Annotated in this window: 26 protein-coding genes and 1 pseudogene; 12 read left to right on the top strand and 15 right to left on the bottom strand. The window is 60.9% G+C overall.

Annotated elements, in window-relative coordinates:
* Nucleotides 1-30: 30 nt before the first annotated feature.
* Nucleotides 31-1119 (bottom strand): polyamine ABC transporter substrate-binding protein, encoded by a 1089-nt coding sequence (locus tag PMI37_RS26105; protein WP_008086830.1) that lies wholly within the window; start codon nucleotides 1117-1119, stop codon nucleotides 31-33.
* 51 nt (nucleotides 1120-1170) lie between these two features.
* On the bottom strand, nucleotides 1171-2472 hold the full coding sequence (locus PMI37_RS26110) for an NAD(P)/FAD-dependent oxidoreductase (RefSeq protein WP_008086831.1): 1302 nt from the start codon (nucleotides 2470-2472) through the stop codon (nucleotides 1171-1173).
* 159 nt (nucleotides 2473-2631) lie between these two features.
* On the opposite strand from PMI37_RS26110, the gene PMI37_RS26115 reads away from it, so the two are divergent.
* The 3 genes from PMI37_RS26115 to PMI37_RS26125 all read left to right on the top strand — a co-directional run bounded on the left by PMI37_RS26115 (nucleotide 2632) and on the right by PMI37_RS26125 (nucleotide 6588).
* Nucleotides 2632-3519, top strand: coding sequence for a LysR substrate-binding domain-containing protein (locus PMI37_RS26115; protein ID WP_008086832.1), 888 nt, complete (start codon nucleotides 2632-2634; stop codon nucleotides 3517-3519).
* Between the two features lie 93 nt (nucleotides 3520-3612).
* A complete protein-coding gene (locus PMI37_RS26120; protein WP_008086833.1) occupies nucleotides 3613-5088 on the top strand; it encodes a DUF1254 domain-containing protein in 1476 nt (491 codons plus the stop codon).
* A gap of 18 nt (nucleotides 5089-5106) precedes the next feature.
* Nucleotides 5107-6588: a DUF1254 domain-containing protein gene (locus PMI37_RS26125; RefSeq protein ID WP_008086834.1), complete on the top strand. Its 1482-nt coding sequence runs from the start codon at nucleotides 5107-5109 to the stop codon at nucleotides 6586-6588.
* A gap of 92 nt (nucleotides 6589-6680) precedes the next feature.
* Here the strand turns inward: PMI37_RS26125 and PMI37_RS26130 are convergent, their stop codons facing one another.
* On the bottom strand, nucleotides 6681-7064 hold the full coding sequence (locus PMI37_RS26130) for a c-type cytochrome (RefSeq protein ID WP_008086835.1): 384 nt from the start codon (nucleotides 7062-7064) through the stop codon (nucleotides 6681-6683).
* Between the two features lie 87 nt (nucleotides 7065-7151).
* Nucleotides 7152-8483 carry an aminotransferase-like domain-containing protein gene (locus PMI37_RS26135; RefSeq protein ID WP_008086837.1) on the bottom strand — a complete coding sequence of 444 codons (1332 nt, stop codon included), beginning with the start codon at nucleotides 8481-8483 and terminating at the stop codon, nucleotides 7152-7154.
* Nucleotides 8484-8574: 91 nt separating this feature from the next.
* Between PMI37_RS26135 and PMI37_RS26140 the strand changes: the two genes are divergently transcribed.
* Nucleotides 8575-9468 carry a DMT family transporter gene (locus PMI37_RS26140; protein ID WP_008086839.1) on the top strand — a complete coding sequence of 298 codons (894 nt, stop codon included), beginning with the start codon at nucleotides 8575-8577 and terminating at the stop codon, nucleotides 9466-9468.
* Nucleotides 9469-9471: 3 nt separating this feature from the next.
* Here PMI37_RS26140 and PMI37_RS26145 read toward each other — a convergent pair whose 3' ends face one another.
* Entirely contained in the window at nucleotides 9472-10287 is an 816-nt protein-coding gene (locus tag PMI37_RS26145; protein WP_008086841.1) for a cupin domain-containing protein, read from the bottom strand.
* Between the two features lie 132 nt (nucleotides 10288-10419).
* Between PMI37_RS26145 and PMI37_RS26150 the strand changes: the two genes are divergently transcribed.
* Nucleotides 10420-10938, top strand: a complete 519-nt coding sequence (locus tag PMI37_RS26150) for a carboxymuconolactone decarboxylase family protein (protein WP_008086843.1) — start codon at nucleotides 10420-10422, stop codon at nucleotides 10936-10938.
* 425 nt (nucleotides 10939-11363) lie between these two features.
* Complete coding sequence (locus PMI37_RS26155) at nucleotides 11364-13547, top strand: GAF domain-containing hybrid sensor histidine kinase/response regulator (protein ID WP_008086844.1); 2184 nt, start codon at nucleotides 11364-11366, stop codon at nucleotides 13545-13547.
* 12 nt (nucleotides 13548-13559) lie between these two features.
* Here PMI37_RS26155 and PMI37_RS26160 read toward each other — a convergent pair whose 3' ends face one another.
* Entirely contained in the window at nucleotides 13560-15005 is a 1446-nt protein-coding gene (locus PMI37_RS26160; protein ID WP_008086845.1) for a SulP family inorganic anion transporter, read from the bottom strand.
* Nucleotides 15006-15164: 159 nt separating this feature from the next.
* Here PMI37_RS26160 and PMI37_RS26165 point away from each other — a divergent pair, with 159 nt between their 5' ends.
* A complete protein-coding gene (locus PMI37_RS26165; RefSeq protein ID WP_008086846.1) occupies nucleotides 15165-15527 on the top strand; it encodes a DUF7693 family protein in 363 nt (120 codons plus the stop codon).
* Here the strand turns inward: PMI37_RS26165 and PMI37_RS26170 are convergent.
* A complete protein-coding gene (locus tag PMI37_RS26170; protein ID WP_008086847.1) occupies nucleotides 15465-15923 on the bottom strand; it encodes a GNAT family N-acetyltransferase in 459 nt (152 codons plus the stop codon). The two genes, PMI37_RS26165 and PMI37_RS26170, sit on opposite strands and share 63 nt — an antisense overlap.
* A gap of 142 nt (nucleotides 15924-16065) precedes the next feature.
* Between PMI37_RS26170 and PMI37_RS26175 the strand changes: the two genes are divergently transcribed.
* Nucleotides 16066-16710 (top strand): TetR/AcrR family transcriptional regulator, encoded by a 645-nt coding sequence (locus tag PMI37_RS26175; RefSeq protein ID WP_008086848.1) that lies wholly within the window; start codon nucleotides 16066-16068, stop codon nucleotides 16708-16710.
* Between the two features lie 86 nt (nucleotides 16711-16796).
* Here the strand turns inward: PMI37_RS26175 and PMI37_RS26180 are convergent, their stop codons facing one another.
* The 3 genes from PMI37_RS26180 to ggt all read right to left on the bottom strand — a co-directional run bounded on the left by PMI37_RS26180 (nucleotide 16797) and on the right by ggt (nucleotide 20295).
* Entirely contained in the window at nucleotides 16797-17807 is a 1011-nt protein-coding gene (locus PMI37_RS26180) for a lysozyme inhibitor LprI family protein (RefSeq protein ID WP_045123296.1), read from the bottom strand.
* A 160-nt stretch (nucleotides 17808-17967) separates the two neighbouring features.
* Nucleotides 17968-18501, bottom strand: a complete 534-nt coding sequence (locus PMI37_RS26185; RefSeq protein ID WP_008086851.1) for a cysteine hydrolase family protein — start codon at nucleotides 18499-18501, stop codon at nucleotides 17968-17970.
* Nucleotides 18502-18567: 66 nt separating this feature from the next.
* On the bottom strand, nucleotides 18568-20295 hold the full coding sequence (ggt, locus tag PMI37_RS26190; protein ID WP_008086853.1) for a gamma-glutamyltransferase: 1728 nt from the start codon (nucleotides 20293-20295) through the stop codon (nucleotides 18568-18570).
* A 151-nt stretch (nucleotides 20296-20446) separates the two neighbouring features.
* Here ggt and PMI37_RS26195 point away from each other — a divergent pair, with 151 nt between their 5' ends.
* Nucleotides 20447-20959: a methylated-DNA--[protein]-cysteine S-methyltransferase gene (locus PMI37_RS26195; RefSeq protein ID WP_008086855.1), complete on the top strand. Its 513-nt coding sequence runs from the start codon at nucleotides 20447-20449 to the stop codon at nucleotides 20957-20959.
* 62 nt (nucleotides 20960-21021) lie between these two features.
* Here the strand turns inward: PMI37_RS26195 and PMI37_RS26200 are convergent, their stop codons facing one another.
* The 4 genes and pseudogenes from PMI37_RS26200 to PMI37_RS26215 form a co-directional block, all read right to left on the bottom strand.
* Nucleotides 21022-21612, bottom strand: coding sequence for an NUDIX domain-containing protein (locus tag PMI37_RS26200; protein ID WP_008086856.1), 591 nt, complete (start codon nucleotides 21610-21612; stop codon nucleotides 21022-21024).
* A 153-nt stretch (nucleotides 21613-21765) separates the two neighbouring features.
* Nucleotides 21766-22767 (bottom strand): annotated as a pseudogene (locus tag PMI37_RS26205) (chitinase); the annotation flags it as partial.
* A gap of 40 nt (nucleotides 22768-22807) precedes the next feature.
* Nucleotides 22808-23443, bottom strand: a complete 636-nt coding sequence (locus tag PMI37_RS26210; RefSeq protein ID WP_008086858.1) for a lytic polysaccharide monooxygenase auxiliary activity family 9 protein — start codon at nucleotides 23441-23443, stop codon at nucleotides 22808-22810.
* A 223-nt stretch (nucleotides 23444-23666) separates the two neighbouring features.
* Nucleotides 23667-24104: a hemerythrin domain-containing protein gene (locus PMI37_RS26215; RefSeq protein WP_008086859.1), complete on the bottom strand. Its 438-nt coding sequence runs from the start codon at nucleotides 24102-24104 to the stop codon at nucleotides 23667-23669.
* A gap of 149 nt (nucleotides 24105-24253) precedes the next feature.
* Here PMI37_RS26215 and PMI37_RS26220 point away from each other — a divergent pair, with 149 nt between their 5' ends.
* Nucleotides 24254-24679, top strand: coding sequence for a GNAT family N-acetyltransferase (locus PMI37_RS26220; protein WP_008086860.1), 426 nt, complete (start codon nucleotides 24254-24256; stop codon nucleotides 24677-24679).
* 110 nt (nucleotides 24680-24789) lie between these two features.
* Here PMI37_RS26220 and PMI37_RS26225 read toward each other — a convergent pair whose 3' ends face one another.
* Entirely contained in the window at nucleotides 24790-25140 is a 351-nt protein-coding gene (locus tag PMI37_RS26225) for a hypothetical protein (RefSeq protein ID WP_008086861.1), read from the bottom strand.
* Nucleotides 25141-25274: 134 nt separating this feature from the next.
* Between PMI37_RS26225 and PMI37_RS26230 the strand changes: the two genes are divergently transcribed.
* Entirely contained in the window at nucleotides 25275-25604 is a 330-nt protein-coding gene (locus tag PMI37_RS26230) for a DUF6388 family protein (RefSeq protein WP_008086863.1), read from the top strand.
* Nucleotides 25605-25629: 25 nt separating this feature from the next.
* The gene (locus PMI37_RS26235; protein WP_008086865.1) at nucleotides 25630-26334 is read left to right on the top strand and encodes a YoaK family protein; all 705 of its coding nucleotides are present in this window, start codon (nucleotides 25630-25632) and stop codon (nucleotides 26332-26334) included.
* The last annotated feature ends 105 nt before the right edge of the window (nucleotides 26335-26439 follow it).

Below are 26439 nucleotides of genomic sequence, written 5' to 3' on the forward strand. Positions count from 1 at the left end.
CAGCTCCTACAGGGGGACGTATAGCAAAGGTCAGGTGTTGGTTTTCAGCTTGGTCCACAAGCGTGTCGACAGTCGGGCAATCGCCGCCGGCAGTTCTTCCACGGTGAACAGTTTTTCCATCACGCTTTTCGGCGGATAAATCGCCGCATCCTGCTGCACGTCCGCGTTGAGGAACTCATCCGCCGCAGCGTTCGGGTTGGCGTAGTGAATGCTGTTGCTGATGTTGGCGATCACCTTCGGCTCAAGCAGGTAATTCATGTAGGCGTAGGCGTTCTTCTCGTGCGGCGCGCTTTTCGGCATGACCATCATGTCGAACCACAGTGTCGTGCCCTCGTCCGGGATCGAGTAAGCGATGTCGATGCCATTCTTCGCTTCCTTGGCGCTCGCAGCGGCCTGGACGATGTCGCCGTTGAAACCGATCACCGCGCAGACGTTACCGTTGGCCAGATCGCTGATGTATTTCGAGGCGTGGAAATACTGGATATACGGGCGGATCTTCAACAGCGCCTGCTCGGCCTTTTTATAATCCGCCGGCTCATGGCTGTGCGGCGGCAGGCCCAGGTAGTTGAGGGTGATCGGCAGCACCTGCGTCGGGTTGTCGATGATCGCGACGCCGCACTGGCTGAGTTTCTTGATAGTGTCTTCGTCGAAGAACATTTTCCACGAGCGGGTGACGTCGGTGTTGCCGAAGATCGCCTTGATCTTCTCGACGTTATAACCAATGCCCGCAGTGCCCCACATGTACGGGTAGCCGTACTGATTGCCCGGGTCGTTGACCTCAAGCTTGTGCAGCAACACCGGATCGAGATTCTTCCAGTTCGGCAGCTGTGACTTGTCGAGCTTCTGAATCGCGCCAGCCTTGATCAGCCGCGACAGAAAGTGGTTCGACGGGCTGACCACGTCATAACCGGTGTTGCCGGTCATCAACTTCGACTCCAGCACTTCATTGCTGTCATGGATGTCGTAGGTGGTCTTGATGCCGGTCGCCTGAGTGAAATTGGCCAGGGTGTCCGGGGCGATGTAGCTGTTCCAGTTGGAGATGTTCACGGTTTCGTCGGCGTAAACCGACGCCGAGCCGGCCGCGAGCACGACCGCCAGGGAAAGTGGATGGATGCGCATGTTCTGTCACCTGAGTTGAGTGGCTTTTGTTCTTGTGCGGAATGCGAAATTTCAGATTTCTGTTCTGGCCCTGACCGCCTCCACGCGCATGCGAAGCATGGCACCGATATCAAAAAAGGGGCGCGGTGGCAGCCAGCCGGGTTCGGCCCGCTGCATCACCGATTGCAACAGCGGCGAGTCAACGCCCGAGGCCAGTTCGGCGAGCAGCCGGCCCCACAAGGTTCCGCGCGCAACGCCGGAACCGTTGCAGCCAGCAACGGCGAAAACGCCCTCCTCGACCCGATCAAAAAACGCCTGGCCACTGCGCGTCGCACTCAGGTGGCCGGTCCAGGTGTACTGGATGTCCTGCTCGCCGAGGAACGGAAAGCGCCGTTGCAACCCCCGAACGTGATGCGCGCGACGGATCGCCAGTTCGCTGTGGCAAAGGTCGCGCGTACGGTATTCGGCGGTGTTGCGGATCATCACGCGCCGATCGGGCGTCAGCCGCACCGTCGCCCCCAGTGGCCGGGTCGACAGCACGCCCCACGGCTCGACGGCGCCGATGGCCTGAAACTCTTGATCGGTAAGCGGTCGGGTCAGGCTGGCGCTGAGTTCCATGGGGAAAGTCGAGCTGTCGGCGATTCCGACCCGAGGAATGAATGCATTGAGGCAGACCAGCACCTGCCGGGCCTCGATGCTGCCCGCCACGCCGTGAGCGCGCAGCCGGCCCTGACTCAGGCGCTCGAGACCGCTGATGTCGGTAGTTTCATAAACGGTGATATTGCCCGGCAAGGCGTTGAGCAAGCCTTTGACGTACTTCGCCGGTTGCAGCAAGGCGTTGCCGTTGCCGCAGCGGATCGCGGCCTGGTAGTGCCGGGTGCCCAACTGCTGCGCCAGTGCCGCGCCTTGCACAAACTCCGCTCGCGCACCGAGCGCGCGCAGTGTCGCCAGTTTGGCGTCGACCTGATCGAGCTTGGCCCGGTCGCTCACGGCGAAGTAGTAACCGCTGTCGCGAAAGTCGCAGTCGATGGCATGCCGGGCGATGCGCTGGCGCACTTCTTCGCTGGCCGTGCGCGAAATCATCGTGTCGACTTCAAACCCGGCAAAGCCCGGCGTGCCGATCAATTCGCTGTGCGCCGGATGCTCGTGGGCCACGACAAATCCCGAGTTGCGCGCCGAGGCGCCTTGCGCCGCACGCTGGCGATCGACCACGACAATGCGGGCCTGCGGGTGCAGCTCGGCGAGTGTATGCGCGGCGCTGAGCCCGGTAATCCCGCCACCGATTACCAGCCAGTCGGCCTTTTGCGCGCCACTCAGGCGACCGCGTTCCGGCGAACTGCCGGCCTGCGCGATCCAGCCACATACGTTTTCCATGCTTCACCTCATCGACTGTCGTTCTGCGCCTTGCTTCTGCCCGTCGAGCATGCGTGAATCGCATGCACCACTTGAGAAGATCGTCGCCAGAGCTAGAATCTATTAGGTCTTGGCCTGACCGACCAACGCTATAAAATCATCGAGCCATTCTGAAAACGCATGGATAAAATTCGTCACGCCCCTTCCTTGCAAGCCCTGCAAGCGCTGGTCGAAGTTGCCCGCTGTGGCAGCTTCACCTCGGCTGCGCAAAAGCTGTGTCTGACCCAAAGCGCGATAAGCAGACAGATCCAGCAACTGGAAAGCCACTTCAAGGTCGCGCTGTTCATCCGCACCAGCCGCAGCTTGCGCCTGACGCCGGAGGGCGAGCAGGTGTTGGCCAGCGCCCGCAGCATCCTCGAACAGTTGCAAACCCTCGAAGAACGTCTCGCCCCACAAAAGCGCCCCTTCCGCATCCGCCTGCACGTGTCGCTGGCGGTGCGCTGGCTGCTGCCCAGGCTCAGCGACTTTTACCTGCGCCACCCCGAGGTGTCGCTGGCGATTGAAACCGTTGCCACTGAAGTGGTTGAGCCGGCGAGCGACAGCGATGCCTACGTTGTTTATCTGCCGCAGCCGAGCAGCGCTGCCGATTGCCTGACGCTGTTCGAGGAAACGCTGGTGCCGGTGTGTTCACCCAACCTCGCGCACGCACCGCGCTCGATCGACGAGTTGCAGCGCTTTGCGTTGCTGCACCGCTCGGCCGATCGCCAGGCATGGATCGAATGGCTGGCGGCCAATGAGGGCAAACCGCTGGAGGATTACCGGCACATTCCGTTCAACCTCGATGAGCTGGCACTGGATGCGGCGGCGCGAGGATTGGGTGTGGCGGTGACGGACATGACGCTGGCGGCGGAGTCGATCGAGCGCGGGGTATTGGTGGTGCCGTTTGGCGAGCCTTTGAAGACCGGCGGGGTTTATTCGCTGTGCCCGCAACCTTCAGCGGCCTCGCATCCGGCGTTTGCCGGGGTCATGCAATGGTTTGCCGATCAGGTCGAACACGCGGCAGATTGATGCGTGCAATGCGAGGCCCTGCGCCGGTCGAAACTTCAGCTATCTTTTCTGCGGTTCACCCTCTCCGGGTGGGCCCCCAAGTAAGGATGCTTTATGAACCACGCCCGCCCTCGTCAGGGCCTGTTTGCCCTGACATTTGCCGCCGCCCTGACCGCCAGCGCTTTGCTCGCAACGCCGCTTTACGCCAGCGAAACCAGCACCATCAGTAACGTTGCCGGCCCCGTCGCCGGCACCAGGGTCACCGAACCCTATGTGCGCATGATGGCGCGCGAGGCGTACTTCTGGGGTTGGCCGATGGCCAATATTTTCAACCGTCGCCAGGCATTCAAGGACCTTCCCGAGCCGGGCTTGATGGGCGGAATTGTGCCGGTGGCGCCGATCAATCGACTGGCAATGCTCAGCGACTACATCGACCCGGCCGAGCGCCTCGTGGCTTGCCCGAATCAGGATGTGGTCTACGGTGCGGGCAGCATTGCTCTGGATCTCGAGCCGGTGGTGCTGCAGGTGCCCGATTTCGGCAGCCGCTTCTGGGTCTACCAAGTGGTGGATCTGCGCTCCGACAGTTTTGCCGAACTCGGCAAAATGTATGACACCCAACCCGGTTTCTACTTGCTGGCAGGCCCGGACTGGAAGGGCGAGGTGCCGGCCGGCATCAACAAAGTCTTCCGCGCACGCACAAACACCGGTTTTGTCATTCCCCGCGTCTTTCAGGACGACAGCGCCGCTGACCGCTCCGCGATTCAGGCTTCGCTGTCCGGCGTCGACATGTATCCGCTGTCGCAATACGACGGCAAGGTCAAACATCGCGACTGGGCAAAGTTGCCGAAATTCCCGGCACAGGCGGCTGGCAGTGGTGAGACCAAATGGGTGATGCCGGAAAAGTTCTTCGATGAACTGCCAGCCCTGCTCAACGACGCCAAACCGCTGCCGGGCGAGGAAGCACGCTACGCGCAAATGGCCGCACTCAGCGCGATTGCCAAAGCCGATCCGCAGCTCAAGGCAGCGATGATCGACGAAGCTAAAAAGGCCGACAGTGAGGTGATCGATCCACTGCTGCAATTTCGCAACTACGGCCTGCCCTTACCTGATCACTGGAGCACCGTCAGCAATGGCGCCGCCTTCGGCACGGACTACTTCAGCCGAACCGCCGTGGCGCGATCAAACATTTTCGTCAACCAACAGAAAGAGACCAAGTACTTCTATCAGGACCTCGACAAGTCCGGCACTCGCCTCAATGGCCAGAATGGCTACAGCGTGACCTTCGCCAAAGGTCAGCTGCCACCGGTCAAGGGTTTCTGGTCGCTGACGCTGTACAACGAACAGCACTTCTTCTCGCCGAACGCGCTCAAGCGCTACTCGATCGGCACCAAGAACAAGGCGCTGCAAGCCAACGCCGACGGCTCACTGACGATCTACGTGCAAAGCGATTCGCCGGGCAAGGACAAGGAAAGCAACTGGCTGCCCGCCCCCAAGGGCGCCGATTTCTCCTTGTACATCCGCGCGTACTGGCCAGAAGCGGCAGCACTGAACGGGCAATGGGTGCCACCTGCCGTTGTGAAAAACAACTGACCTGAACAAGGATGTCGCATGAACAGTATTATCAAGGCTCTGAGCCTGGCCGCCTCGATCAGCCTCAGCGCGCAAGCCGCCACGCATTATCAACAACTGGCTGAGCTGCCTTTCGCCGGGGGTTATCCGACCCTTGAGGGCGTCGCCCAACTGAAGAATGAACTGCTGTTCCAGCGCGCCGTGCAATCGTACATCTGGGCGCTGCCGGCACTGAACATGTACGCCATGAAAGAGGGTTCGGAAAAAGCCTTCGGTGCCGGGTACAACGTATTGCCGATCTGGAAGGATCGGCTCAACGCCAAGACCCGCGTGACCACGCCCAACTCCGATGTGATCTACGCCATGGGCTATCTGGACCTGAAGCAGGACGGGCCGATGGTGATCGAAGTGCCACCGGGTTTGCAGGGCATTCTCGACGATTTTTTCCAACGGCCGATCTGCTCCGAAGGCCACATCGAGGGGCGCCAATGGTGCGGTGACGTCGGCCTGCCGGGGCCAGACAAAGGCAAAGGGGCGAAATATCTGGTGCTGCCGCCGGACTACAAGGGTGACGTGCCAACCGGCTATCTGACCTATCGTTCACGCACCTATGGCGTGTTCGTATTCTGGCGCGGCTTCTTCAAGGATCCGCAACAGCTTGAGGCGCCGGTCACGGTCATGGAGCAGACGCGCATCTATCCGTTGGGCAAACAGGCCAGCGCCAAAGCAATGCAGTTTCCCAATGCTTCGAAAACCCCGGTCAACATGCTTTACCCCACCGACGGCAGCGCGTTCGACATGCTTGCGCGGTTTATCGATCACGAATACGTCGACCCGCAGGACATGGAGATGCGCGGCATGCTCGCGGCGCTGGGCATCATCAAGGGTCAGCCGTTCCACCCGGACGCGGCGACCCGCGAACTGCTCGACAGCGCGGCGAAAACCGCGAGCAAGATCGGCCACGCCATCTCTTACACGCCACAAACCATCGTCGCCAACGGCACCTGGTACCCGGATCGCAAGTGGCTGAACGTGTTCCCCGGCAATGCAACCTTCACAGCCGACACCTTCAACTACATCGATCCACGGACAGGCTTCTTCACCAACGCCTATTCGGCCAGCCCGGGCATGGCGGTGAACATGGAAAACGTCGGCGCCAAATACCCGGCCACGTTCGTCGATGCGCAAGGCGAGTTTCTCTCCGGCAGCAACCACTACACGTTCAACCTGCCCAAAGGCATTCCGGCGGCGTTGTTCTGGTCGGTCACCGCGTATGACTCGATCACGGCGTCTGGTCTGGACAACGGCCAGCCGTTCCCGTCGCTGAACACCATGGACAAACCCGTGACCAATGCCGACGGTTCGATTGACGTGCACTTCGGTCCGCAATCACCGGGCGCCGGCAAGAACTGGATCAAAACCCTGCCGGGGCAAGGTTTCTTTGTGATCCTGCGCTTGTACGGGCCGACCAAGGCGTTCTTCGACAAGGCGTGGAAACCGGGCGATTTGCACAAGCAATAAACCGGTGAGCGCTGCTGCAGCGCTGCGATCTGTTGATGTTGTTTTTACAGGCAAGATCAACAGATCGCAGCCTTCGGCAGCGCCTACAGGGATTACTTGAAGGTTTGCAGGTAGGCCAGCAGGTTGTCGAGTTTCTCTTCGTCGCTCAGGCCCCAGAAGATCATCCGCGTGCCTGGCACCACACCTTTCGGGTCTTTCAGGTACGCCCTTAACGTTTCATCGTCCCAGGTCACGCCCGAGTTTTTCATCGCATCGGAATACACGTAGTTGGCCGATGTCCCGGCAGGTCGGCCGACAATGCCGTTGAGTTGCGGGCCGAAGCCCGGACGCGCCGACTCGCCCACCTGATGGCAGCCACCGCACAGACGCGGGAAGATTTTTGCCCCGGCCTCGGGGTCGCCTGCGGCCTGAGCAGTGGTGGTGAACAGACCTGCACCGAGGATCAGGGCGAGGATCAATGACGCGCGGTTTTTCATCTGGATTTCCGGATCGGCATAATTCGGGCGGCGCAAGGGTAGCACTTTGTGGCGAGGAGGCTTGCGCCCTCCCCCAACGATCGGGTTTTACAGGTAGGCGCCGATGACCTTTCTGACCGTGATCAACGCCTCGCGCAAAACCGCCAGGCTCACCGAACCCAATGCCAGACGAATCGCGTGCGGCACATGCGTCGACACCGAGAACGGTTCGGCGGTGGTGACGGAAATCTGTTCGTGCATCAACTCCACGACAATCTGATCGGCGCGTACGTCTTCCGGCAGCGGCAACCAGAGGAAATACGAAGCCGGATGGCCTATGTACGGCAGGCCCTTCAACATCTCGGCTGCCAAGGCTTGCCGCGCCTGTGCATCGCTGCGCTTTTGTTGCTCAAGCACGGCGACCGTGCCGTCATCGAGCCAGCCACACGCAATCGCGGTCATGATCCCGGGGGTGTTCCAGGTCGTGGCGCGGATGATGCGCTCCAGCGCCGGCACCGTTTGCGCCGGCGCCGCGATGAACCCGACACGCAAACCGGTGGCGATGTTTTTCGACAGGCCGCAAACGTACACCGTGCGCTCCGGCGCCATCTCCACCAGCGGGCGGGGTGGGTTTTGCACCAGAAACGCGTAGGCCGCGTCTTCGATGATCGTCAGGTCATGCCGACGGGCAATCGCCACCAATTGCTCGCGCTGCTCCAGCGGCATCACCCAGCCCAGCGGATTGTGCAGCGTCGGCATGCTGTACACGGCGCGCACCGAACGGCTGCGGCAGAGCTTGTCGAGGGCGGCGAGATCTGGCCCGTGCTCACTGACCGGGATCGCCACCACTTCCAGATGCAGCGCTTCGGCCAACACTTTGAAGCCGGAATAGGTCAGCGCATCCGCCGCAATCACATCGCCCGGTTTGAGCAGCGCCATCAGCGTCACGGCCAGGCCTTGCTGGGCACCGTTGACGATCAGCACTTGCTCGGGCTCGACGTTTACACCTCGTGCCGACAGATGCCGCGCCACCGAAGCGCGCTCGTGGCTGCGCCCGGCGTGGGGCTGATAACGCAACAAGGCTTCGAGATCCCCGGACAAGGCTAATTGGCGCAAGGCCGTGCGCAGCAGATCCGCCTGACCGGGCAGCGACGGATAGTTGAAATTGAGGTCGATCATGCCGACGGCCACGTCTTTCTGGTCAATGCCCTGCCCTGGTGACAACGACGTTTCGCGCACAAACGTGCCGCGCCCGGCTTCGCCGCTGACCAGCCCCATCGCCTCAAGCTCCGCGTAGACGCGGGACGCCGTGACCAATGCGAGGCCTGCTTGCGACGCCAGTTGCCGATGCGTCGGCAGCCGCGTGCCGGGGGCCAGGCGCCCGGAACGGATGTCCGCCGCATACGTATCAACGATGGTCTTGTAGCGAGAGCGCGGCATGCCGGGATGTATCCATGACAATTTTTTGATTGTGCTGATTCTCGATCATAGGATTCACCTAAGGCAACCCCACTTTTGAGCGCGACCCGACATGGAACGAACCTCGAACCTGAGCAACCCGGCCTTGGAAAAAACCAGCGGCTGGATCAACGGCTTTATCGGCGTAGTGATTTTCAGCGGTTCACTGCCCGCCACACGGCTGGCAGTGCTGGAGTTCGACCCGGTGTTTCTCACCGTTGTACGCGCCGCCATTGCCGGGGTGTTGGCACTGGCCTTGTTGTGGCTGTTTCGTGAACGACGGCCGGCGCGCAATCAGTGGCTGTCACTGTTCATTGTGGCGATGGGCGTGGTGCTCGGTTTTCCGTTGCTGACCGCATTGGCGCTGCAACACGTGACGTCGGCGCATTCGATTGTGTTTGTCGGATTGCTGCCACTGGCCACGGCGATTTTCGGAGTGCTGCGCGGTGGTGAGCGGCCGCGCCCGGTGTTCTGGATTTTCTCGATTCTGGGCAGTGCGCTGGTCGTGGGTTTTGCGCTTTCACAAGGCCTGACCGCGTCACCCACCGGCGATCTGCTGATGCTCGCTGCCATCGTCGCCTGCGGCCTCGGTTACGCCGAAGGCGCCAAACTGTCGCGAACCCTCGGTGGCTGGCAGGTGATCTGCTGGGCGTTGGTGCTGTCGTTGCCGCTGATGGCGTTGCTGAGTCTGTGGCTGGCGCCCGCCTCGTTCAGCCAGATCAGCCTGTCGGCGTGGCTGTGCCTGGCGTATGTCTCGCTGTTCAGCATGCTGATCGGCTTTGTGTTCTGGTATCGCGGCCTGGCGCAAGGTGGCATCGCCGCCGTCGGCCAGTTGCAGTTGTTGCAACCGTTTTTCGGGCTGGCGCTGGCGGCGACGCTGCTGCACGAACACGTCAGCATCGGCATGCTGGCGGTGACCCTGGGGGTGATTCTGTGTGTGGCGGGGGCGAAGAAATTCGCCAGATAACCTTCAGGCGCCAGCCTTCCACTCGCGCGGACTAAGCCCGGTCTTGCGGCGAAAAGCACGGGCCAGCGCCGACGGGCTTTCATAGCCGACCTCGGCGGCAATCAGCGCAATTGGCCGGCCCTCACGCAAGCGCTTTTGCGCGAGGCTGACCCGCCAGCTCAGCAGATAATCGGCCGGCGTCTGCCCGACCACACGGCGAAACTGCTCGGCAAAACTGGCGCGGGAAAGATTGGCGGCCATCGCCAGCTCGGCGACGCTCCACGGTTTTTGCGGTTGTTCATGCATCAGCGTCAAGGCACGGGACAAGCGCGGATCGGCCAGCCCGGCGATCATTCCCGGTTGTTGTTCGCGGCTGCTGATCAGGTGACGCAGGAGCAGAATCACCAGCAACTCGAACAGCCGATCCATCACGGCGAAACGCCCGCAGTGACTGTCGAACGCCTCCTGGAACAGCCACTCCACAGTGCTGCCGAGCTGGGGAATATCAGTGAGTTTGAGCACCAGGTAATCCGGCAGCGCCGCCGCCAGCGCATTGCCCGCGCCGCCGTCGAACGTCAGCGTTGCGCAGACCACTTGCGTGGCCATGGCGTCGTCGGCAGACATTCGATGGGCAAAAGGTCGGGGGAAGAAAATCAATGACGGCTCATCAAGACGAACCTCGCGCTCATTGCCCGGTTTGAGCAACAACGCCCCGGCCTGCAATAAATGCAAATGCCCGGTCGGCTCGCCGTCATGAACACTGACGCCACAGAACGTGCCGCTGTGAAAGGTGCCGGCATTCACACCGAAATGGCTGAGCAAGGTTGAAAGGCGATCCATGGACGACTCCGCAGGACAACTCTGGACGATCTGTTGCATATCCTCGACGATTTGCAGCCAATGCACCAGCTGCGCTCCCTAACATGGCTTCCATTCCCGGCGCACATCGCACCGGACACCTGGAGCATCAGCATGAGCCGCATCAACACCATCAGCCTCGACACCGCCACCGACGCCACCCGCACTGTGCTCGACGGCGTGAAGAAAAAGATCGGCTTTTTGCCGAACCTGTTTGCGACGCTGGCCAACGCGCCGGTCGCCCTCGACACTTACGTACAAGCCTCGGCCATCCTCGGCAAAAGCTCGCTGAGCGCCCAGGAAAAAGAAGCGGTGTACCTCGCCACTTCGCAAGTCAACGGCTGCGACTATTGCTTGGCTGCACACACCCTGTTCGGCGGCAAGGCCGGGCTGTCGCCGCAGGACATTCTTGCGGCACGACAGGGCGAATTGAATGCCTACGCCACCCTCGCCTATCAACTGACGGAAAGCCGCGGGCACTTGAACGATGAACAAATCGCCGCCGCCCGCGCCGCCGGCATCGATGACCGCAAGATCATCGAAGTGATTGCCGTGGTAGCGGTGCAGACCTTGACCAACTACCTGAACAACGTGGCACTCACCGATATCGATTTCCCGGCAAGCGACGCCTGATCAGCATTTGCTCCTGCTGCGTTGTGTAGCGGACTTGGATTTTTGAGATGAAAAGCCAGGGTCGCTGCGCAACCCAACGGGGATAAATCCCCTCGCCACAAATGTGCAGTCTGACGCATCGTGCGTGGTGCGCAGATTCCTCCCTCCCAACAAAAAACCTGATGCAAAAAAAAACACACTCCCCCCCCTGTGGCGAGGGGATTTATCCCCGATGGACTGCGCAGCAGTCCCCCACTTTCAAAGCCAGAACAAGCCCCCCCGAAACACCCCGTCACCGGCAAATCCCCTCACCACGAAATGTTTTGTCCGACGCATCGTGCAATGATGTACAAGGCCCTGCTTCGCCAACAGGCAGGTGCGCTGAACCCGACAGCGCGCACCAGGGTCTTACATCAGAGACTGACGTCAGGAAAGCCACAAACCCCATGACAGACTGGTTGCAAAACAACGGCGAGATGGCCGAGTTGATTCGACGGCACGACTGGGCGAATACCCCGCTCGGCCCGTTGGAGCAATGGCCCGATGTGCTCAAGACCACCGTCTCGCTCAGTCTCGACTCGCACTTCCCTCAGGCCATCGTCTGGGGGCCTGAGCTGACCACCCTGTTCAACGACGCTTTCATGCCGATCCTCGGCGACAAGCCGCTCGCGTTGGGGCGGCCGTTCAGTCATATCTGGCAAGAAGCCTGGCGCGAAATCAGTCCCATCGCCACGGCGGCATACGCCGGCCAGGCGACTTACATCGAAAATTTTCCGCTGGTCGTCGAGCGCGGCAATGGCCCGGAACAGGCCTATTTCACCTTCTGCTACAGCCCGATTCGCGACCCGCAGGGCACGGTGGTCGGCCTGCTCGACACCGTCACCGAAACCACCCAGACGGTGTTTCTCAACCAGCGCCTGGCGGTGCTCGACGCCCTCGGCAACGCCGTCGCCAATGCTACTGAAGCACCAGCGATTCTCGCCGCGAGCACGCGGTTGATGGTCGAGCAATTGCACTTGTCCAACTGCGCGTACGCCGACATGGATGCCGATGAAGACGGCTTCACCATTCGCGGCGACTGGGCCGCGCCGGGCTCGCCGAGCATCGTCGGCCATTACCAGTTGCGCGACTTCGGCGAGAAGGCGGTGACTCTGCTGCGGGCCGGCAAACCGCTGATCATCCACGACAACCGCGCCGAATTGCCACCGCAAGAATCGGCGACTTTTCAGGACATCGGCATTACCGCGACCATTTGTGTGCCGTTGATCAAACAAGGTCGGCTGACCGCTTTGATGGCCATTCACGACAAAGTCGCACGGGCCTGGTCGCCCTTTGAACAGGCGTTGTTGAGCGAAGTGACCGAGCGCTGCTGGGCGCACATCGAACGCGTGCGCGCCGACGCCGATGTGCGCGCGGGCCTGACGGCATTGGCGGAATTGAACGCCACACTGGAGCAACGTGTCGAGGAGCGCAGCGTGCGCCTCGCTCACGCCGAGTCGGCATTGCGCCAGTCGCAAAAGCTCGAAGCCATCGGCCAACTCACCGGCGGCGTCGCCCATGACTTCAACAACCTGCTGACGATCATTCGCTCATCGGTGGACTTTTTACGCTTGCCCAACCTGTCGGAAGAACGTCGCCAACGCTACATGCGCGCGATGTCGGACACGGTCGAGCGTGCCGCCAAACTCACCAGTCAGTTGCTCGCCTTCGCCCGGCGCCAGCCGTTGAACCCACAGATTATCGATGCCGGTGAGCGTCTGGCGAACATCGGCGAGATGCTCGAATCCGTCACCGGGGCGCAGATCCATGTCAGCGTCGAACTGCCCGATCAACCCTGCTACATCCACGTCGACCTGAGCCAGTTCGAAACGGCGCTGATCAACATCGCGCTGAATGCCCGTGATGCGATGGAGGGCCAGGGTTTACTCAAGCTGCGTCTGCGAGGTGATCTGCCATTGCCGCCGATTCGCGGCCATGCGGGGTCGCAGAGTGCGTTTGTGGCGATCACGCTGACCGACAACGGCTCGGGGATCGACGCGAAAACCCTCGAGCATATTTTCGAGCCGTTCTTCACCACCAAGGCTGTCGGCAAAGGCACCGGCCTGGGGCTTTCACAGGTGTTCGGGTTTGCCAAACAGTCGGGCGGCAACGTCGATGTGTCCAGCGTGCCAGGCCAGGGCACGGTCTTCGCCTTGTACCTGCCGCAAGTGGAAAGCGCGAGGGCGCGGGCATCGACCGAACTGGCAGACCCGGGCGAAGCGCCACCGGTGCACGCCAAACGCCGGGTGCTGGTGGTCGAGGACAATCTGGACGTCGGCCGCTTTGCCAATCAGATCCTTCAGGATCTGGGTTACGAAACCGCTTGGGCGACCAACGCCGAGCAAGCCCTGCAACTGGCCGGAACGGACGCGATGGCGTTCGACGCGGTGTTTTCCGATGTGGTCATGCCGGGCATCAGCGGCATTGCGCTGGCCCGGGAGCTGCGCCGCCGACGCGCGGATCTGCCGGTGATCCTCACGTCGGGTTACAGCGAGGAGCTGGCGCGCAGCGGTTACGACGGTTTCGAATTTCTCGCCAAGCCGTATTCGGCCGAGCAGGTCTCGCGCATTCTTGCCAGGACCTGGGGCTGATCGACGCAGGCTTCAGTCGTGGGCGACACCTGCACGCTTGAGCAGTTTCTTGCAGCGTTCCGAGAGATGAAACACCTGCAAGTGCTTGCCAGCCTTGGCGTAGCGCTCACGCAGGGTTTTCAGTGCGGCGATCGCCGAGTAATCGACAAAGCTCAGGTGCCGGCAATCGAGAGTCACGTGGGCCGGGTCATTGGCCGGGTCGAATTGATTGAGAAACGGCGTGGTCGAGGCGAAGAACAGAGTGCCGTGCAGGCGATAGAGTTTGCTGCCGTCGGCTTCGACATGCTCATCGGCGTACAGCTCGCGCGCCTGCTGCCAGGCGAAGTTCAGCGCCGCAATGATGATGCCGCACAGCACAGCGGTGGCCAGATCGGTGAACACGGTGATGGTGGTCACGGCGATGATCACCAGCACATCGTTGAGCGGCACTTTGTTGATCACCCGCAACGACGCCCAGGCGAAGGTCTGCTGCGACACCACGAACATCACGCCGACCAGCGCCGCCAGTGGAATCCGCTCGATCAGCGGCGACAGGAACAGGATGAACAACAGAATCAGCACGCCCGCGACCACGCCGGACAAGCGCCCGCGCCCGCCGGAGCTGAGGTTGATCACGGTCTGGCCGATCATCGCGCAACCGCCCATGCCGCCGAACGCGCCGGAGACCATGTTGGCTGCGCCGAGCGCCACACATTCGCGGTCCGGGTAGCCACGGGTTTCGGTTATTTCGTCGGTGAGGTTCAGCGTCAGCAGCGTTTCCAGCAGACCGACCAGCGCCATCAGGATCGCATACGGGGCGATGATCCGCAGGGTCTCCAGGTTCCACGGGATATCGGGCAGTGCGAACGTCGGCAGGCCGCCGGCAATGTGCGCCATGTCGCCGAGGGTGCGGGTCGGCAAACCGAACAGGTAGACCAGCAGGCCAACGCCAAGAATCGCTACCAGCGCCGGCGGCACAGCTTTGGTCAGGCGCGGCAGAATGTAGACGATGGCCATGGTCAGCGCCACCAGGCCTGCCATCAGGTACAACGGCGTGCCGCTGAGCCACTCTTCAGCGCTTTTGAAATGCTCCAGCTGCGCCAGCGCAATAATGATCGCCAGGCCGTTGACGAAGCCGAGCATCACCGAGTGCGGCACCATGCGCACCAGTTTGCCCAGGCGCAACAGTCCGAACGCCATCATGATCAGACCGCCGAGCAACACCGTCGCCAGCAGATACTGCACGCCCTGCTGCACCACCAGCGCAACAATCACCACAGCCATCGAACCGGCCGCACCGGAGACCATGCCCGGCCGGCCGCCGAACAGCGCGGTCAGCGTACAAATGATGAACGCGCCATACAGGCCCATCAGCGGATTGAGGTGCGCCACCAACGCGAACGCAATGCATTCGGGCAACAGGGCAAACGAGGTGGTGAGTCCGGCCAGGACATCGGCGCGCAGACGAATCGGTTTCATGGCATACCTGACTGAGCGGCCGAGGAGCTCGGCCGCCGGTGTTCGGGGGAAAAGAGGGTTGCGGATGTTACGGAATTGTCCGGGATCGGGCCAGTGATCGCTGACACTTGTCGACTCGGGCTTTATGCTGGCGCACCTGTGTATGCGTTGAGTTCGACCATGTCATCTTTTCTAAGCGCGCGCGAAGTGTGCCAGCGCCTGCGCGACGCGGCACTGGGCGTATTGCCGTTCAAGGTCTGCGAGCCACCTGCCGCGAGCGGGTTGGTCGCGGTCGAAATCGAGGGTTGGCGCCTGCTGCTGGATTTTGAGGGTGGGCGACTGCATCACTGTGAACAGGCCCGCAGCGGCGACGGGCAGGAGGGCGCGCTCGATACCTGGCAGCGTTACGGCACCGATCCGGTGAGTTTGCTCAGTACCTGGGAACTGGCGCAGATCGAAGGATTGTTGACGGATTGCCTGTCAGCCCTGACGCAAGTCGAGAAGGTAGGTGTAGTAACCGCTGTCGCGCACATACCCGAGTGACTCGTACAAACGCTGTGCAGTGATGTTGTCGATGGCGGTTTCCAGCACCAGGCCTTTGGCGCCGGTCTGCAAGGCAAAGTCGCGCGCCGTGTTCATCAGCAACCGGCCGACGCCGCGACCACGGGCAGTCGGCGCTGTGAACAAGTCGCTGAGCAGCCAGGTGCGGTGAGCGTCGATGGATGAAAACGTCGGATACAGCTGCACGAAACCCAGCGCCTCTGCCTCTTCGCCCTCAGCCAGAAAAATCGCCGACTCGTTGCCCGCCATGCGCTCGGCGATGAATGCACGCGATTGCCCGAGGTTGGAGGGCTGCTGGTAAAAGCCCCGATAAGCGTCGAACAACTGCGCAACCGCGTCCAGCTGTGGCGTGTTGGCGCGCACTACCTGAATTGTCATGGCCCTTCCTCGATCGCTCCAATCATCGATCCAGCATAGCGCTGTGCGTCGAGTCTGCTGGCTTCACCGCTATATAGTTTTGTATATTACGAAACCGAAATCGCCAGAACCTTGCCATGCCGTCCATTTATTCCGTATTTCCATGAGCGCAATAAGAGTCCGCAACGAGCAGTTGATCCTTGCCGCCGCCAGCGAAGAATTCGCCGCCAATGGCTTCGACGCCACCCAGACCCGCGACATCGCCGCCCGCGCCGGGGTGCCCAAGGCGAATCTGTATTACTACTTCCAGACCAAGGAAAACCTCTACAGCAAAGTGCTGCTGGGGTTCGTCGAACCGTTGCTGGAAGCCTCGGCGGTGCTGCGCGAAAGTGACGATCCGCTGATCGGGCTGCGCGCCTACGTCGCGGCGCGAATCCGGATTGCCCGTGAGCATCCGGCGATTGCCAAGGTGTTCAGTGGCGAGTTGCTGCTGGGTGGCCGGCAGTTGCCCGACGAGTGTCGCGACCTGCTGCACGCTGAAGCGCGGCGCAATGTCGAGTGCCTGCGCAGCTGGATCGAGCGTGGTCTGTTGGCGCCGGTGGACCCGGAGCATTTGATGCTGTTCATCTGGTCGGCGACGCGCACTTACACCAATATTGGCTGGCAGATGGGCTGCATCACCGGGCGCGCCGAACCGCAGGATGAGGATTATCAGACGGCGGCGGAAACGATTACGCGGATGGTGCTGGAGGGTGTGGTGGTCGCGCCACGGGTTGGGGAGATTCGCGGGGTGTTGTTTGCGACTTGAGTTGTGTGGGGGGTTGAGGGCTGCTGTGCAGCCCGTCGGGGATGAATCCCCTCACCACAGGGGTTGTGCAGCCACAGAGGGTTACGTCAGGGCATGAATTCGATAGGCAGTTCGAGGTTGTTTTTCATGCGTTCATGCCAGGCCTGCAAAGCTACAGGCAACCGGGTTTTCCATTTCGGCACGTTGGTGTAATAGCGCAGGCGCGACTTGCCACCCTCGTATGTCACCAGCAGCACCCAGAAGCGCGCGCCGCTGGCACGCATGATGACGCCGGTCCCGCCCAGACCGCGCATCCACATTTCGGTGACCTGACTGTCCGGCACGTCTGATGAAGGTTGCGCGGTCATCAATGACCCCGACGTGCCCACCGCCCGTTGGTAATCGTCTTCAAGCAGCGCGTGCAAGGCCTGGTTTTCGGCAGGCGTGCGCGCCAGGCCCAGGCTGAGCATGTCGTAATCCAGGGTCAACGGCTGCTCCGAAGCGATAAAGCGGCCGGTGTAATACACGCCCATCCCGGCGCTGCAATAGCCGCCAGCGCCCGCGTGCGAAATGTCCAGCACGCCGTTGATCGGCGTGAGCAACAGGGTGCATTCGTCTTCCGCGTAAATCGCTATGCCGTCCTTGAGCGTGGCGACGCCTTCAATATCGCCGGAGTTGCCACCCTCACCCGCCTCTATGCTGATGAAAACGTGCGTGGCGTCACGGCGCTGGGTGGTCGCGGTCGCCGACGTTGTCGTGCTGGGCGGAATGAGTTGCCAGGTCGCATCCCAACTGAAGGGTTGCGTGGCATGTTCGAGTTCGGCCAGGCGCATCAGATACTGGCGGCGCAAGCAGGCCGTCAGGTCGCCACAGCCGTTGCTTTTTTTCAGCCATTGGCGCTGATCGGTCTTGAGCGCCTTGGGGTCGGGGACGTTGGCGAGCGTCGTGCGCCAACGCTCTGCGAGCTGCTCATCGAGACGCGAAAGATCGGCATCGGCACAAATGGCTTTTTCCACTTTGCTGGCGGCGCTGGCGCAATCGAAACTGGCGGCGTGGACACTGGAGGCAAACGCGAGGGCTGTCAGCGCCAGGGCATGACGAAGGGTCAAGGCGAACATCGATAGATTCCATTCTTCGGACGGCGCGCAGTATGCCAGTGCGGCCACCGAAAATCCTCGCAGGAGCAAAGCTTGCTCGCGAAGGCGGTGGCACTGCCGGCCTTTTTGGTGGCTGGGCGGGCGCTTTCGCGAGCAAGCTTTGCTCCTACGGGGGTTATGGTCAGAAGGTGATGGTAGCGGCGGGTTTGACGTCGATGCGGGCGACGGAACCGGTCAGGTGGGCGAGGTCTTTGTTGTGTTCGGCGATGATGTCTTCAGCGCTCATGTTGCCGTTGTCGACGGTGGAATGCGCGTCGGCGACGAGCACCACGTCGTAACCGAGCTGATGCGCCTGGCGCACGGTGGCGTTGACGCAGTAATCGGTTTGCAGGCCGCAAATCACCAGACGCTCGAAATCCTCGCTCGGCAGCAGTTTGCGCAAGTCCGTCTGATAAAACGCATCCGGCGTGGTCTTGCGCACGCGCAGGTCTTGGCTGGAGGTTTGCAACGCTTCAGCCAGTTGCCAGCCTTCAGCGCCATGGGCCAACGGGCTGTCGGCTTCTTCGTGCTGGATCAACACGACAGGCACGCCCGCCGCGCGCGCGCGGCGGCTGAGCGGGTTGATGGTATCGATCACACGATGGATGTCATGGCACTGGTATTCGCCCGCGCAAAGCGCGCGTTGAACGTCGATGATCAGTAATGCGGTGGTCATGATGAGCCTTCCTTGATCAATCCTTGAGACAGGTGCGGGCCTGAGCCCGCGCCTTTTTTTACGCCCTCAGTAACCCAGTGACAACCCGGTATTGCGCCGTGGATCGTTGGCGCCGTAGAAGCGGTTTTTGCCGACCGGTTTACCGCCCAGCGACGGCGCCCCGACCAGAATCGCGGCGATGTGGTTGGCATCCTGCGGTCCGGCGAACTTGTGCCCCCAGCTCTCGAGAATTTTCTTCGTGTCGGGGCTGGCGGCGAAGTCTTCGAGGTTGGTTTCCTCCGGCATCCACTGCTGGTGGAAACGCGGCGCGTCGACCGCTTCCTGCAGGCCCATGCCGTAGTCGATGACGTTGAGCATGGTCAGCAAAGTCGCGGTGATGATCCGACTGCCGCCAGGCGTCCCCACTACCATCACCACTTTGCCATCCTTGGTAACGATGGTCGGGCTCATCGACGACAGCGGTGCCTTGCCCGGCGCGATGGCGTTGGCTTCGCCCTGCACCAGGCCGTACATGTTCGGCACGCCGACCTTGGAGGTGAAGTCGTCCATTTCGTCGTTGAGAATCACCCCGGTCTTGCTCGCCATCACGCCCGCGCCGAACCAGTCATTGAGGGTGTAGGTGACCGAAACCGCATTGCCCCACTTGTCGACGATCGAATAGTGCGTGGTGTTGCTGCCTTCATGGGGTGCCGTGCCGGGTTTCAGTTCCGCCGAGACGCCAGCCTTTTGCGGCTGAATCGCGTCGCGCAGCTTGGTCGCGTAGTTCTTGTCGAGCAGGTGCTCGATCGGGTTTTTCACGAAGTCCGGATCGCCGAGGTAGCTGTTGCGATCAACATACGCGTGGCGCATCGCTTCGATCTGGTAGTGCATGCCTTGGGCCGAATGGAAGCCCAGGTCCTTCATCGGATAACCCTCAAGGATATTCATGATCTGGCAGATCACCACACCGCCGGAGCTTGGCGGTGGCGCCGAGACCACGTGGTAACCACGGTAATCACACTCCACCGGGGCCAGTTCACGGGTCTTGTATTTGTCGAGGTCGGCCTGGGTGATGATGCCTTTGTTGGCCTGGCTGGAGGTGACGATAGCGTCGGCGACCCAGCCTTTGTAGAAGCCGTCGGCACCTTTTTCGGAAATGGTCCGCAGGGTCTTGCCGAGGTCCTTCTGCACCAGTTTTTGCCCGACCTGCATCGGCTCGCCGTTGTGCAGGAAGATCGAGCCGGAATCGCGCATGTCCTTCTTGAATACGTCGGTGGCGTACTCCAGCAACTCGACGTCGCCCTGCTCCAGTTCGAAGCCGTCTTCAGCCAGCTTGATCGCCGGGGCAATCATGTCCTTGCGCGGTTTGGTGCCGTACTTGCTCAGCGCCAGCTCCATACCGGACACGGTACCCGGCACGCCAACGGCCAGGTGGCCACGGGTGCTGAGGTCGGGAACGACGTTGCCTTCTTTGTCGAGGTACATGTTGGCCGTCGCCGCCAACGGGGCTTTTTCGCGGAAATCGAGGAAGGTCTTGCGCCCATCCGCCAGCTGGATGGTCATGAAACCGCCGCCACCAAGGTTGCCGGCTGCGGGATAAACCACCGCCAGCGCATAGCCGACGGCAACCGCCGCATCCACCGCGTTACCGCCGTTTTTCAAAACGTCGACACCGACATGGGTGGCCAGATGTTGTGCGGTGACCACCATGCCGTTTTCGGCGGCGACCGGTGCGACGGAGGCGGCGTGAGCCATCAGACAGCTGAGTGCCAGTGAGGTCGCTATCAGCGATTTGGCCAAAGGTTCGTACTTCATGAGTCGATCTCTTTTTTTGTTTTAGGGTCTGTGCAAAACAGAGGGGAACGCTTCAAGGGCAACAAGCAGTATGGTCGGCTTTGCGGTTTGCGCCTCCCTGATCAGGCAGTATGCTGAGCGCTGTTGCCGTACTGATCCGGAGCCCGTTGCCATGTCTTACACGTTCATTACCCTGCCCTCGCCGGTCGGCGAACTGAAGCTGGTCGCGAACGGTTCACGACTGGCGGCCATCCTCTGGGAAAACGACAAACCGAACCGGGTGCGCCTCGGCCCGATGAGCGCAGCACCGGACAACCCGATCCTGATCAAAACCGCTCGGCAACTTGAAGAATATTTTGCCGGCACGCGGGATCGCTTCGAACTTGAACTGGACTTTGCCGGCACAGCGTTTCAGCAACAGGTCTGGGCGGCGTTACTGACCATCCCGTTTGGTGAAACGCGCACCTATGGCCAGATCGCCGAGCAGATTGGCAATCCCACGGCCGTGCGGGCAGTGGGCGCCGCGAACGGACGCAATCCGATCTCCATTGTGGCGCCGTGCCATCGGGTGATCGGTGCGTCGGGGAAGCTGACCGGGTTTGCCGGGGGACTGGAGGCGAAAGAACGGTTGCTGACGCTGGAGGGTGGGCAATGGCCAGGGACTGGGCGTTTTGAAGGGTTTTAAGATCAAAAGATCGCAGCCTGCGGCAGCTCCTACAGGGGAATTAGTGCAGGCTGCGATCTTTGTTATCGGGAAAACAGGTTATTCATCGCCGCGTACTGCAACAGCATGATGGTTTTGGCGTCGCAGATTTCGCCGCGCTGGAACGCTGCCAGCGCCTCATCGAAAGACCACTCCAGCACCTCCAGCTCTTCGGTTTCTTCTTCCAGGCCGCCACCCTCACTGACTTTCGACGCTGCGTCGTACTCGGCAATGAAAAAGTGCAGTTTCTCGGTCACCGAGCCTGGGCTCATGTAAGCCTCGAACACCTTTTTCACGTCGCTGACGCGATAGCCGGTTTCTTCTTCCGCCTCACCACGAATCCGTTGTTCCGGCGCTTCACCTTCAAGCAAGCCCGCCGCCACTTCGATCAACAAGCCGTCATGGCCGTTGACGAACACTGGCAGGCGGAATTGCCGGGTCAGCACCACGCTGCGCTTCTCGCGATTGAACAGCAGAATCGCCGCGCCATTGCCGCGGTCGTAGACTTCCCGGGTCTGGCGCTGCCAATCGCCGTTGTTGCGTTGATAGTCAAAGGTGATTTTCTTCAGCAGATACCAGTCGTGGGACAGCACCTGAGTGTCGACAATGTTGACCCGCTCAGCGGTTTTGGACATGACGCCTGATCCTTTTTTCATCACTAGGCCGCCATAGTCGAATAATCGCGCGCACAAAAAAAGCCCGGCAGCGCTACCGGGCTTTTTCACTTGCAGCTAACGCGCGGTGTTCGCCAGCGTTTGATCGTGGTCCTGCCCGAGTGAACGAGCGCCGTGAATCAGCGGCCCATAACGCCGGCTGAATTCCCAGTTGTAAGGCACATGATCCTTGCTCGCGCCGTTATCCCAGTTCACCGACCAGGTCATCAGGCCCTTGATCGGATAACCCTTGATGGCCAGGCGTTTGAGCACGTTGCCCACCACGGTTTTGTCGATGACGTAACCGGTGGCCGCCGCATCGACGTTGGCCGGCAGACCGATGACAAACTTGTCCGGCGGGATCCTGATGAAACCACGCGTTCCGGTCACCAGACTTTCAGTCAGGTAATAGAGGAAATCCTCCTTCAGCGCATCATTGTTCTGCGCGATCCACGCGCCTGCGCCGTTGTTGGCCTCCGGCACCCAGACCCCGTCACCGCCCTGGTTATAGAACTGCGGGGCGATGAAATCGTAGTAACCCTCCAGCGCCTGCAAGTAATCGACGTATTTGCCGGCGCTGGTCAGGTACGGAAACTCCGGGGCCATGCTGATGATAAAATGCTTGCCCTGACCGGCGTAGTGATCCTTGACCAGTTTCAGTGCCGCTGGCAGGACGGTCTTGTTGGCAGCGAAGTCAATCGCGCTCTGTTCAAGATCGATGTCCAGCCCGTCGAAGCCGTAGGTTTCCACCAGACGGATGATTTCATTGGCCAGCGGTTGTTCCTGACCGGCGCGCAGCTCGATGTGCGCATCGGCGCCCCCCAGGGAGATCAGCACCGCCCGCCCCTGACTGTTGAGGACAGCGACCTGCCGGCGGAACTCGGCGTCGGACACGTTGAATGGCTTGAAGGTCGGAATGCCGCTGCCTTTCATGAACGCCACCGCGACCACGTTGTATTCCTTGGGCACCTCTTCCAGCGAGAGGCTCGCGAAGCGGCCCTGACGGTAGCCGTCACTCGGCCCCGCCGGCCAGTTGTGCCAGAAGCCCATCAGAATCTTTTTGCCGGCAATGCTCGGCATCAACGAGGCTGCATCGCTCGTCGGATTCTGCATCAAAGAGAAGTCGATTTTTGACATGTTCTAATCCTTCAGAACGTGTGAATGGGGTGTCGCCGACTTATTTGAAGTCGACGTCGAAGGCCTGATAGAAGGCATTGCCAGTGTTGGCAACGATCCACATCAGCACGATGACGTGACGGCCCTTTTTGTCGTCCGGCAGTTTCACCGCGTGATTGACCTTGGCCTTCAGCTCGTTGGGATAGCTGTAATACGGCACCTGGGTGTAGAAATCCTCGAAGAACGGTTGGGCTTCCAGTTGCGCACGGGTGATGCGTTGTTTCGGGTCCCAGCCGTCCTTGGTGATCAACCAACGATAGCCGCGCGTGGTATGCGGCGCGGTGTATTCCCATTTGATCTCCAGTGCCTGCCCCGGGGTGACATTGAGCAGCGGCCAAGTGAACGGGCGACCGAGCTTCTTGCTCATTTCCTCGTCGGTGAAGTTCACGCAATCGCGGGCATCCGCCTTGCCGCCGCTGAGGATGTAGCCGTCAGCCGGTGGTGCAACGCTGGCCGAGTCGGTCTGATATGGCGCAGGAAACGGACCGGCCACCAGCGCCGGGAAGTTCTTGCCACCTTCCATTTCGTTGACCTGCCAGGCGCCGAGCAATCCTTGCTCGATGGCGACCGCACCGCGGCTCGCCGGGGAGGTCACTCGACCGTGTTTCAGTTGGGTTTGTGCTTGTACTTGATTCATGTTTTTCACTCCGTTGATTTAAGAACTCTCCCTTCCGAGGAGAGGCCTTCAACCTAACGGAGGTGGTTTTTTTGTCCATCGGCGCTTTTGTCGCAGCCAGAGCGCACACCGTTGGCAAAAACCCGAAAACACTGGATATATAAACAGTTAATTGTGAGGCATCGCACTCGACGCGTAGCCAAAGGCGTACACGTCGAGACGACGAAAACCTGCAGTCAGCGGTTTACGACAATTGTGCCTGGAACTCTTTTTCGTATTGCCCGGCGAGCTGTTCTTTCTGCTTCTCGTTGAGCAATTTGCCAGCCATCTGGAAGAACTTCTGCTCTTCTTCCTTGAGGTGGTGATGGACTTTGTCCGAGAGCTTCTTCGCGGTCGCGAGCCATGCCGGGCTGGACATCTCGGTCTCGTCCAGTTCCTCCATCATCTCGTCCATTTCATGGTGCTCGGAAATCGCGTGGCGGCTGAGGTCGACACCGTTGTCGAACTCCATCAACGGGATATAGAAATGCCGTTCTTCCGCGGTTTCGTGGGCTTGCAGTTCAGCCTTCAGTTGTTTGTAGGCCTCCACGCGTTCCGGCGTATCGCCACTGGTCTTGATCAGGGCTTTGGCGTAGCTGCGCTGGCGGTCATGGCTTTCGCGAAGGGCTTCGAAAATATTCATGGGATGTCCTCATCAACCGCGTGCTGGAATGACGCTGTAAAGCCTAGACCGCAGCGCGCGAACGGCGGTTCCACCGGTTTTGCGCAGGGGCTTGGAACACGACCGCCGGGCAGGATAGTCTGGCGACTCAGACCACAAGGAAGTCCTGCATGAACCTGCGCATCGAGTTGTCGGCAAACCCCAACGAAGAACAACGCAACGCCATCCTCGCGCCGCTGCGCGCCCACAACATCGCCAAGGCCGGGCCGTCGAAGATGGAGCCACTGGCGCTGTTGGTGCGCGATGAGCACGACGCGATTCTCGGCGGCCTGTATGGCCACACGTTTTATCGCTGGTTGTTCATTGAGTTGCTGGCGGTGCCGGAAGAGGGGCGCGGTCAGGGCATCGGTTCGCAGCTGATGCAAATGGCCGAGGACTTTGCGCGCAAGAACGATTGCGTCGGGATCTGGCTCGACACCTTTTCATTTCAGGCGCCGGAGTTTTACAAGAAGGTCGGGTATAGCGAATGTGGCGAGATTATCGATTATCCGCTGGGGCATAAGCGGCATTTTTTCCAGAAGCGACTTATTGGTTGAATGTCAGGGCCCCTTCGCGAGCAAGCTTTGCTCCTACAAGGATGTGCCGTTCACCCATTCTTGTAGAAGCAAGGCTTGCCCGCGAAGGCGACAGCCGCTTTAACGCCTGATCAGAGGCAGGTGGCCAACGCCGCCAAGCGCCGCTTGGCCACAAAATCATCCTTCTGCGCGTAGTAATTCAGCGTCGTGCCCGAAGCCTCGGTGATGACGTCGACAAACGACTCGGCCGAACGCGTATACACCGTGGTGCCAGCCGGCTTGCGTGGCTCCAGATAGGCTGCGGCGTCAACACCGAACACTGCCTCGTCCTGCCAGCCGAATTGCACGCACTGCGCGACGACTTTCTCCGGTTTGTCCGAAGTCAAAACCTTGTAAGGGGCTTGCGTGCGAGCATCGTTCATCACCGAACCCGCGCAACCGGCCAGCAGCGTTGCCGCCAGCGCTACCATCAGCATTCGCATTGCATTCGCTCATTCAGAAAAAAGCGGACTGTATCACCGCAGCGGCCAGAATCGTTCTGCTTTACTGAATTTATAGCGCGACACGCGCGCACCGCTGCGGCAACCTAAGGTCATCAGCCTCACAAGGAAAACCCATGGCGCCTACCGATCAGCGACATGAACACGCCCTGAAAGTGTTTCTCGATGCACGCCCCGAGCTGCGCGAAAGTCTCGACCATCTCAATCCCTTGCTGGCCCAGGCCAAAGGCGAAACTCAGGCGCAATATCGCGAAGAGCGACTGCATGAAGCCTTCGAGGCCGAGGCGGAAAACCTCGGGTTATTTGCCTGGGAGCTGACTTTGCAACTGACCGCCGAGACGCCTGAGGACTATCAGGCGCAGCGCCGAGAGGTGCACCGTGAGGTCGCAGAGATGGCCGGCATGGACTGGCTGGAATATTGCGACCTGTATGGGATAGAACCTTAACCGCCGCGCAAGGATACCGTCACTGATGTTGCCCTCCGCCTCGACTCACCGCGCCAGTCCCGGCCATCTGCACACGCAAAAATGGCGCGGGCGTGTGGGTCTGGCGCTGGTTGCCAGCCTGTCGGTACTGGCCGGCATGACCGATGCGATCGGTTTTATGGCCAGCGGCGATTTCGTCTCGTTCATGAGCGGCAACACCACCCGACTGGCGGTGGCGATCAGTGATGGCGATCTCGGGCTGACCTTGCGCCTGGTGATTCTTGTCGCCACTTTTGTGCTGGGTAATGCCTTGGGCGTTGTCGTTGCGCGCTTTGGCGGGCGACGCGCGTTGCCGCTGCTGCTGTGCATCGCCACCCTGCTCTGCGCGGCGGCGGCTTGGCCGTATGACACGCAACTGCCGGCGTTGCTTGCGGCGATTGTCGCCATGGGCATGCTCAACGCGTCGGTCGAGGAAGTGAATGGTTTACCGGTCGGGCTGACCTATGTCACCGGCGCCTTGTCGCGATTCGGCCGTGGCCTGGGCCGATGGCTGCTGGGTGAACGGCGCAGTGGCTGGCGGGTGCAACTGGTGCCATGGAGCGGGATGTTTATCGGCGCGATTCTGGGCGCGGTGCTGGAACACCACTTGGGACTCAAGGCGATGTTTGTCAGCGGTCTGCTGGCCGCGCTGATCGGGTTGCTCTCCCTGAAAATCCCGCGCCGCTGGCAACTCGGCTACATGCCCCGCTAACACGAGACTGCGATCTCTTGATCCTGCCCCGCAAAATCAACATCAAAAGATCGCAGCGTGCCGCAGCTCGTGTTGCCCTGTAGGAGCTGACGAGTGAAACGAGGC

The sequence above is a fragment of the Pseudomonas sp. GM80 genome (assembly GCF_000282515.1).
In the GTDB taxonomy this organism is placed as follows: Bacteria; Pseudomonadota; Gammaproteobacteria; order Pseudomonadales; family Pseudomonadaceae; genus Aquipseudomonas.

What these genes read in the sequence shown, in the direction of transcription:
- PMI37_RS26105 (WP_008086830.1), bottom strand. Translation starts at nt 1,119, where the DNA reads ATGCGCATCCATCCACTTTCCCTGGCGGTCGTGCTCGCGGCCGGCTCG.
- PMI37_RS26110 (WP_008086831.1), bottom strand. Translation starts at nt 2,472, where the DNA reads ATGGAAAACGTATGTGGCTGGATCGCGCAGGCCGGCAGTTCGCCGGAA.
- PMI37_RS26115 (WP_008086832.1), top strand. Translation starts at nt 2,632, where the DNA reads ATGGATAAAATTCGTCACGCCCCTTCCTTGCAAGCCCTGCAAGCGCTG.
- PMI37_RS26120 (WP_008086833.1), top strand. Translation starts at nt 3,613, where the DNA reads ATGAACCACGCCCGCCCTCGTCAGGGCCTGTTTGCCCTGACATTTGCC.
- PMI37_RS26125 (WP_008086834.1), top strand. Translation starts at nt 5,107, where the DNA reads ATGAACAGTATTATCAAGGCTCTGAGCCTGGCCGCCTCGATCAGCCTC.
- PMI37_RS26130 (WP_008086835.1), bottom strand. Translation starts at nt 7,064, where the DNA reads ATGAAAAACCGCGCGTCATTGATCCTCGCCCTGATCCTCGGTGCAGGT.
- PMI37_RS26135 (WP_008086837.1), bottom strand. Translation starts at nt 8,483, where the DNA reads ATGCCGCGCTCTCGCTACAAGACCATCGTTGATACGTATGCGGCGGAC.
- PMI37_RS26140 (WP_008086839.1), top strand. Translation starts at nt 8,575, where the DNA reads ATGGAACGAACCTCGAACCTGAGCAACCCGGCCTTGGAAAAAACCAGC.
- PMI37_RS26145 (WP_008086841.1), bottom strand. Translation starts at nt 10,287, where the DNA reads ATGGATCGCCTTTCAACCTTGCTCAGCCATTTCGGTGTGAATGCCGGC.
- PMI37_RS26150 (WP_008086843.1), top strand. Translation starts at nt 10,420, where the DNA reads ATGAGCCGCATCAACACCATCAGCCTCGACACCGCCACCGACGCCACC.
- PMI37_RS26155 (WP_008086844.1), top strand. Translation starts at nt 11,364, where the DNA reads ATGACAGACTGGTTGCAAAACAACGGCGAGATGGCCGAGTTGATTCGA.
- PMI37_RS26160 (WP_008086845.1), bottom strand. Translation starts at nt 15,005, where the DNA reads ATGAAACCGATTCGTCTGCGCGCCGATGTCCTGGCCGGACTCACCACC.
- PMI37_RS26165 (WP_008086846.1), top strand. Translation starts at nt 15,165, where the DNA reads ATGTCATCTTTTCTAAGCGCGCGCGAAGTGTGCCAGCGCCTGCGCGAC.
- PMI37_RS26170 (WP_008086847.1), bottom strand. Translation starts at nt 15,923, where the DNA reads ATGACAATTCAGGTAGTGCGCGCCAACACGCCACAGCTGGACGCGGTT.
- PMI37_RS26175 (WP_008086848.1), top strand. Translation starts at nt 16,066, where the DNA reads ATGAGCGCAATAAGAGTCCGCAACGAGCAGTTGATCCTTGCCGCCGCC.
- PMI37_RS26180 (WP_045123296.1), bottom strand. Translation starts at nt 17,807, where the DNA reads ATGTTCGCCTTGACCCTTCGTCATGCCCTGGCGCTGACAGCCCTCGCG.
- PMI37_RS26185 (WP_008086851.1), bottom strand. Translation starts at nt 18,501, where the DNA reads ATGACCACCGCATTACTGATCATCGACGTTCAACGCGCGCTTTGCGCG.
- ggt (WP_008086853.1), bottom strand. Translation starts at nt 20,295, where the DNA reads ATGAAGTACGAACCTTTGGCCAAATCGCTGATAGCGACCTCACTGGCA.
- PMI37_RS26195 (WP_008086855.1), top strand. Translation starts at nt 20,447, where the DNA reads ATGTCTTACACGTTCATTACCCTGCCCTCGCCGGTCGGCGAACTGAAG.
- PMI37_RS26200 (WP_008086856.1), bottom strand. Translation starts at nt 21,612, where the DNA reads ATGTCCAAAACCGCTGAGCGGGTCAACATTGTCGACACTCAGGTGCTG.
- PMI37_RS26210 (WP_008086858.1), bottom strand. Translation starts at nt 23,443, where the DNA reads ATGAATCAAGTACAAGCACAAACCCAACTGAAACACGGTCGAGTGACC.
- PMI37_RS26215 (WP_008086859.1), bottom strand. Translation starts at nt 24,104, where the DNA reads ATGAATATTTTCGAAGCCCTTCGCGAAAGCCATGACCGCCAGCGCAGC.
- PMI37_RS26220 (WP_008086860.1), top strand. Translation starts at nt 24,254, where the DNA reads ATGAACCTGCGCATCGAGTTGTCGGCAAACCCCAACGAAGAACAACGC.
- PMI37_RS26225 (WP_008086861.1), bottom strand. Translation starts at nt 25,140, where the DNA reads ATGCGAATGCTGATGGTAGCGCTGGCGGCAACGCTGCTGGCCGGTTGC.
- PMI37_RS26230 (WP_008086863.1), top strand. Translation starts at nt 25,275, where the DNA reads ATGGCGCCTACCGATCAGCGACATGAACACGCCCTGAAAGTGTTTCTC.
- PMI37_RS26235 (WP_008086865.1), top strand. Translation starts at nt 25,630, where the DNA reads ATGTTGCCCTCCGCCTCGACTCACCGCGCCAGTCCCGGCCATCTGCAC.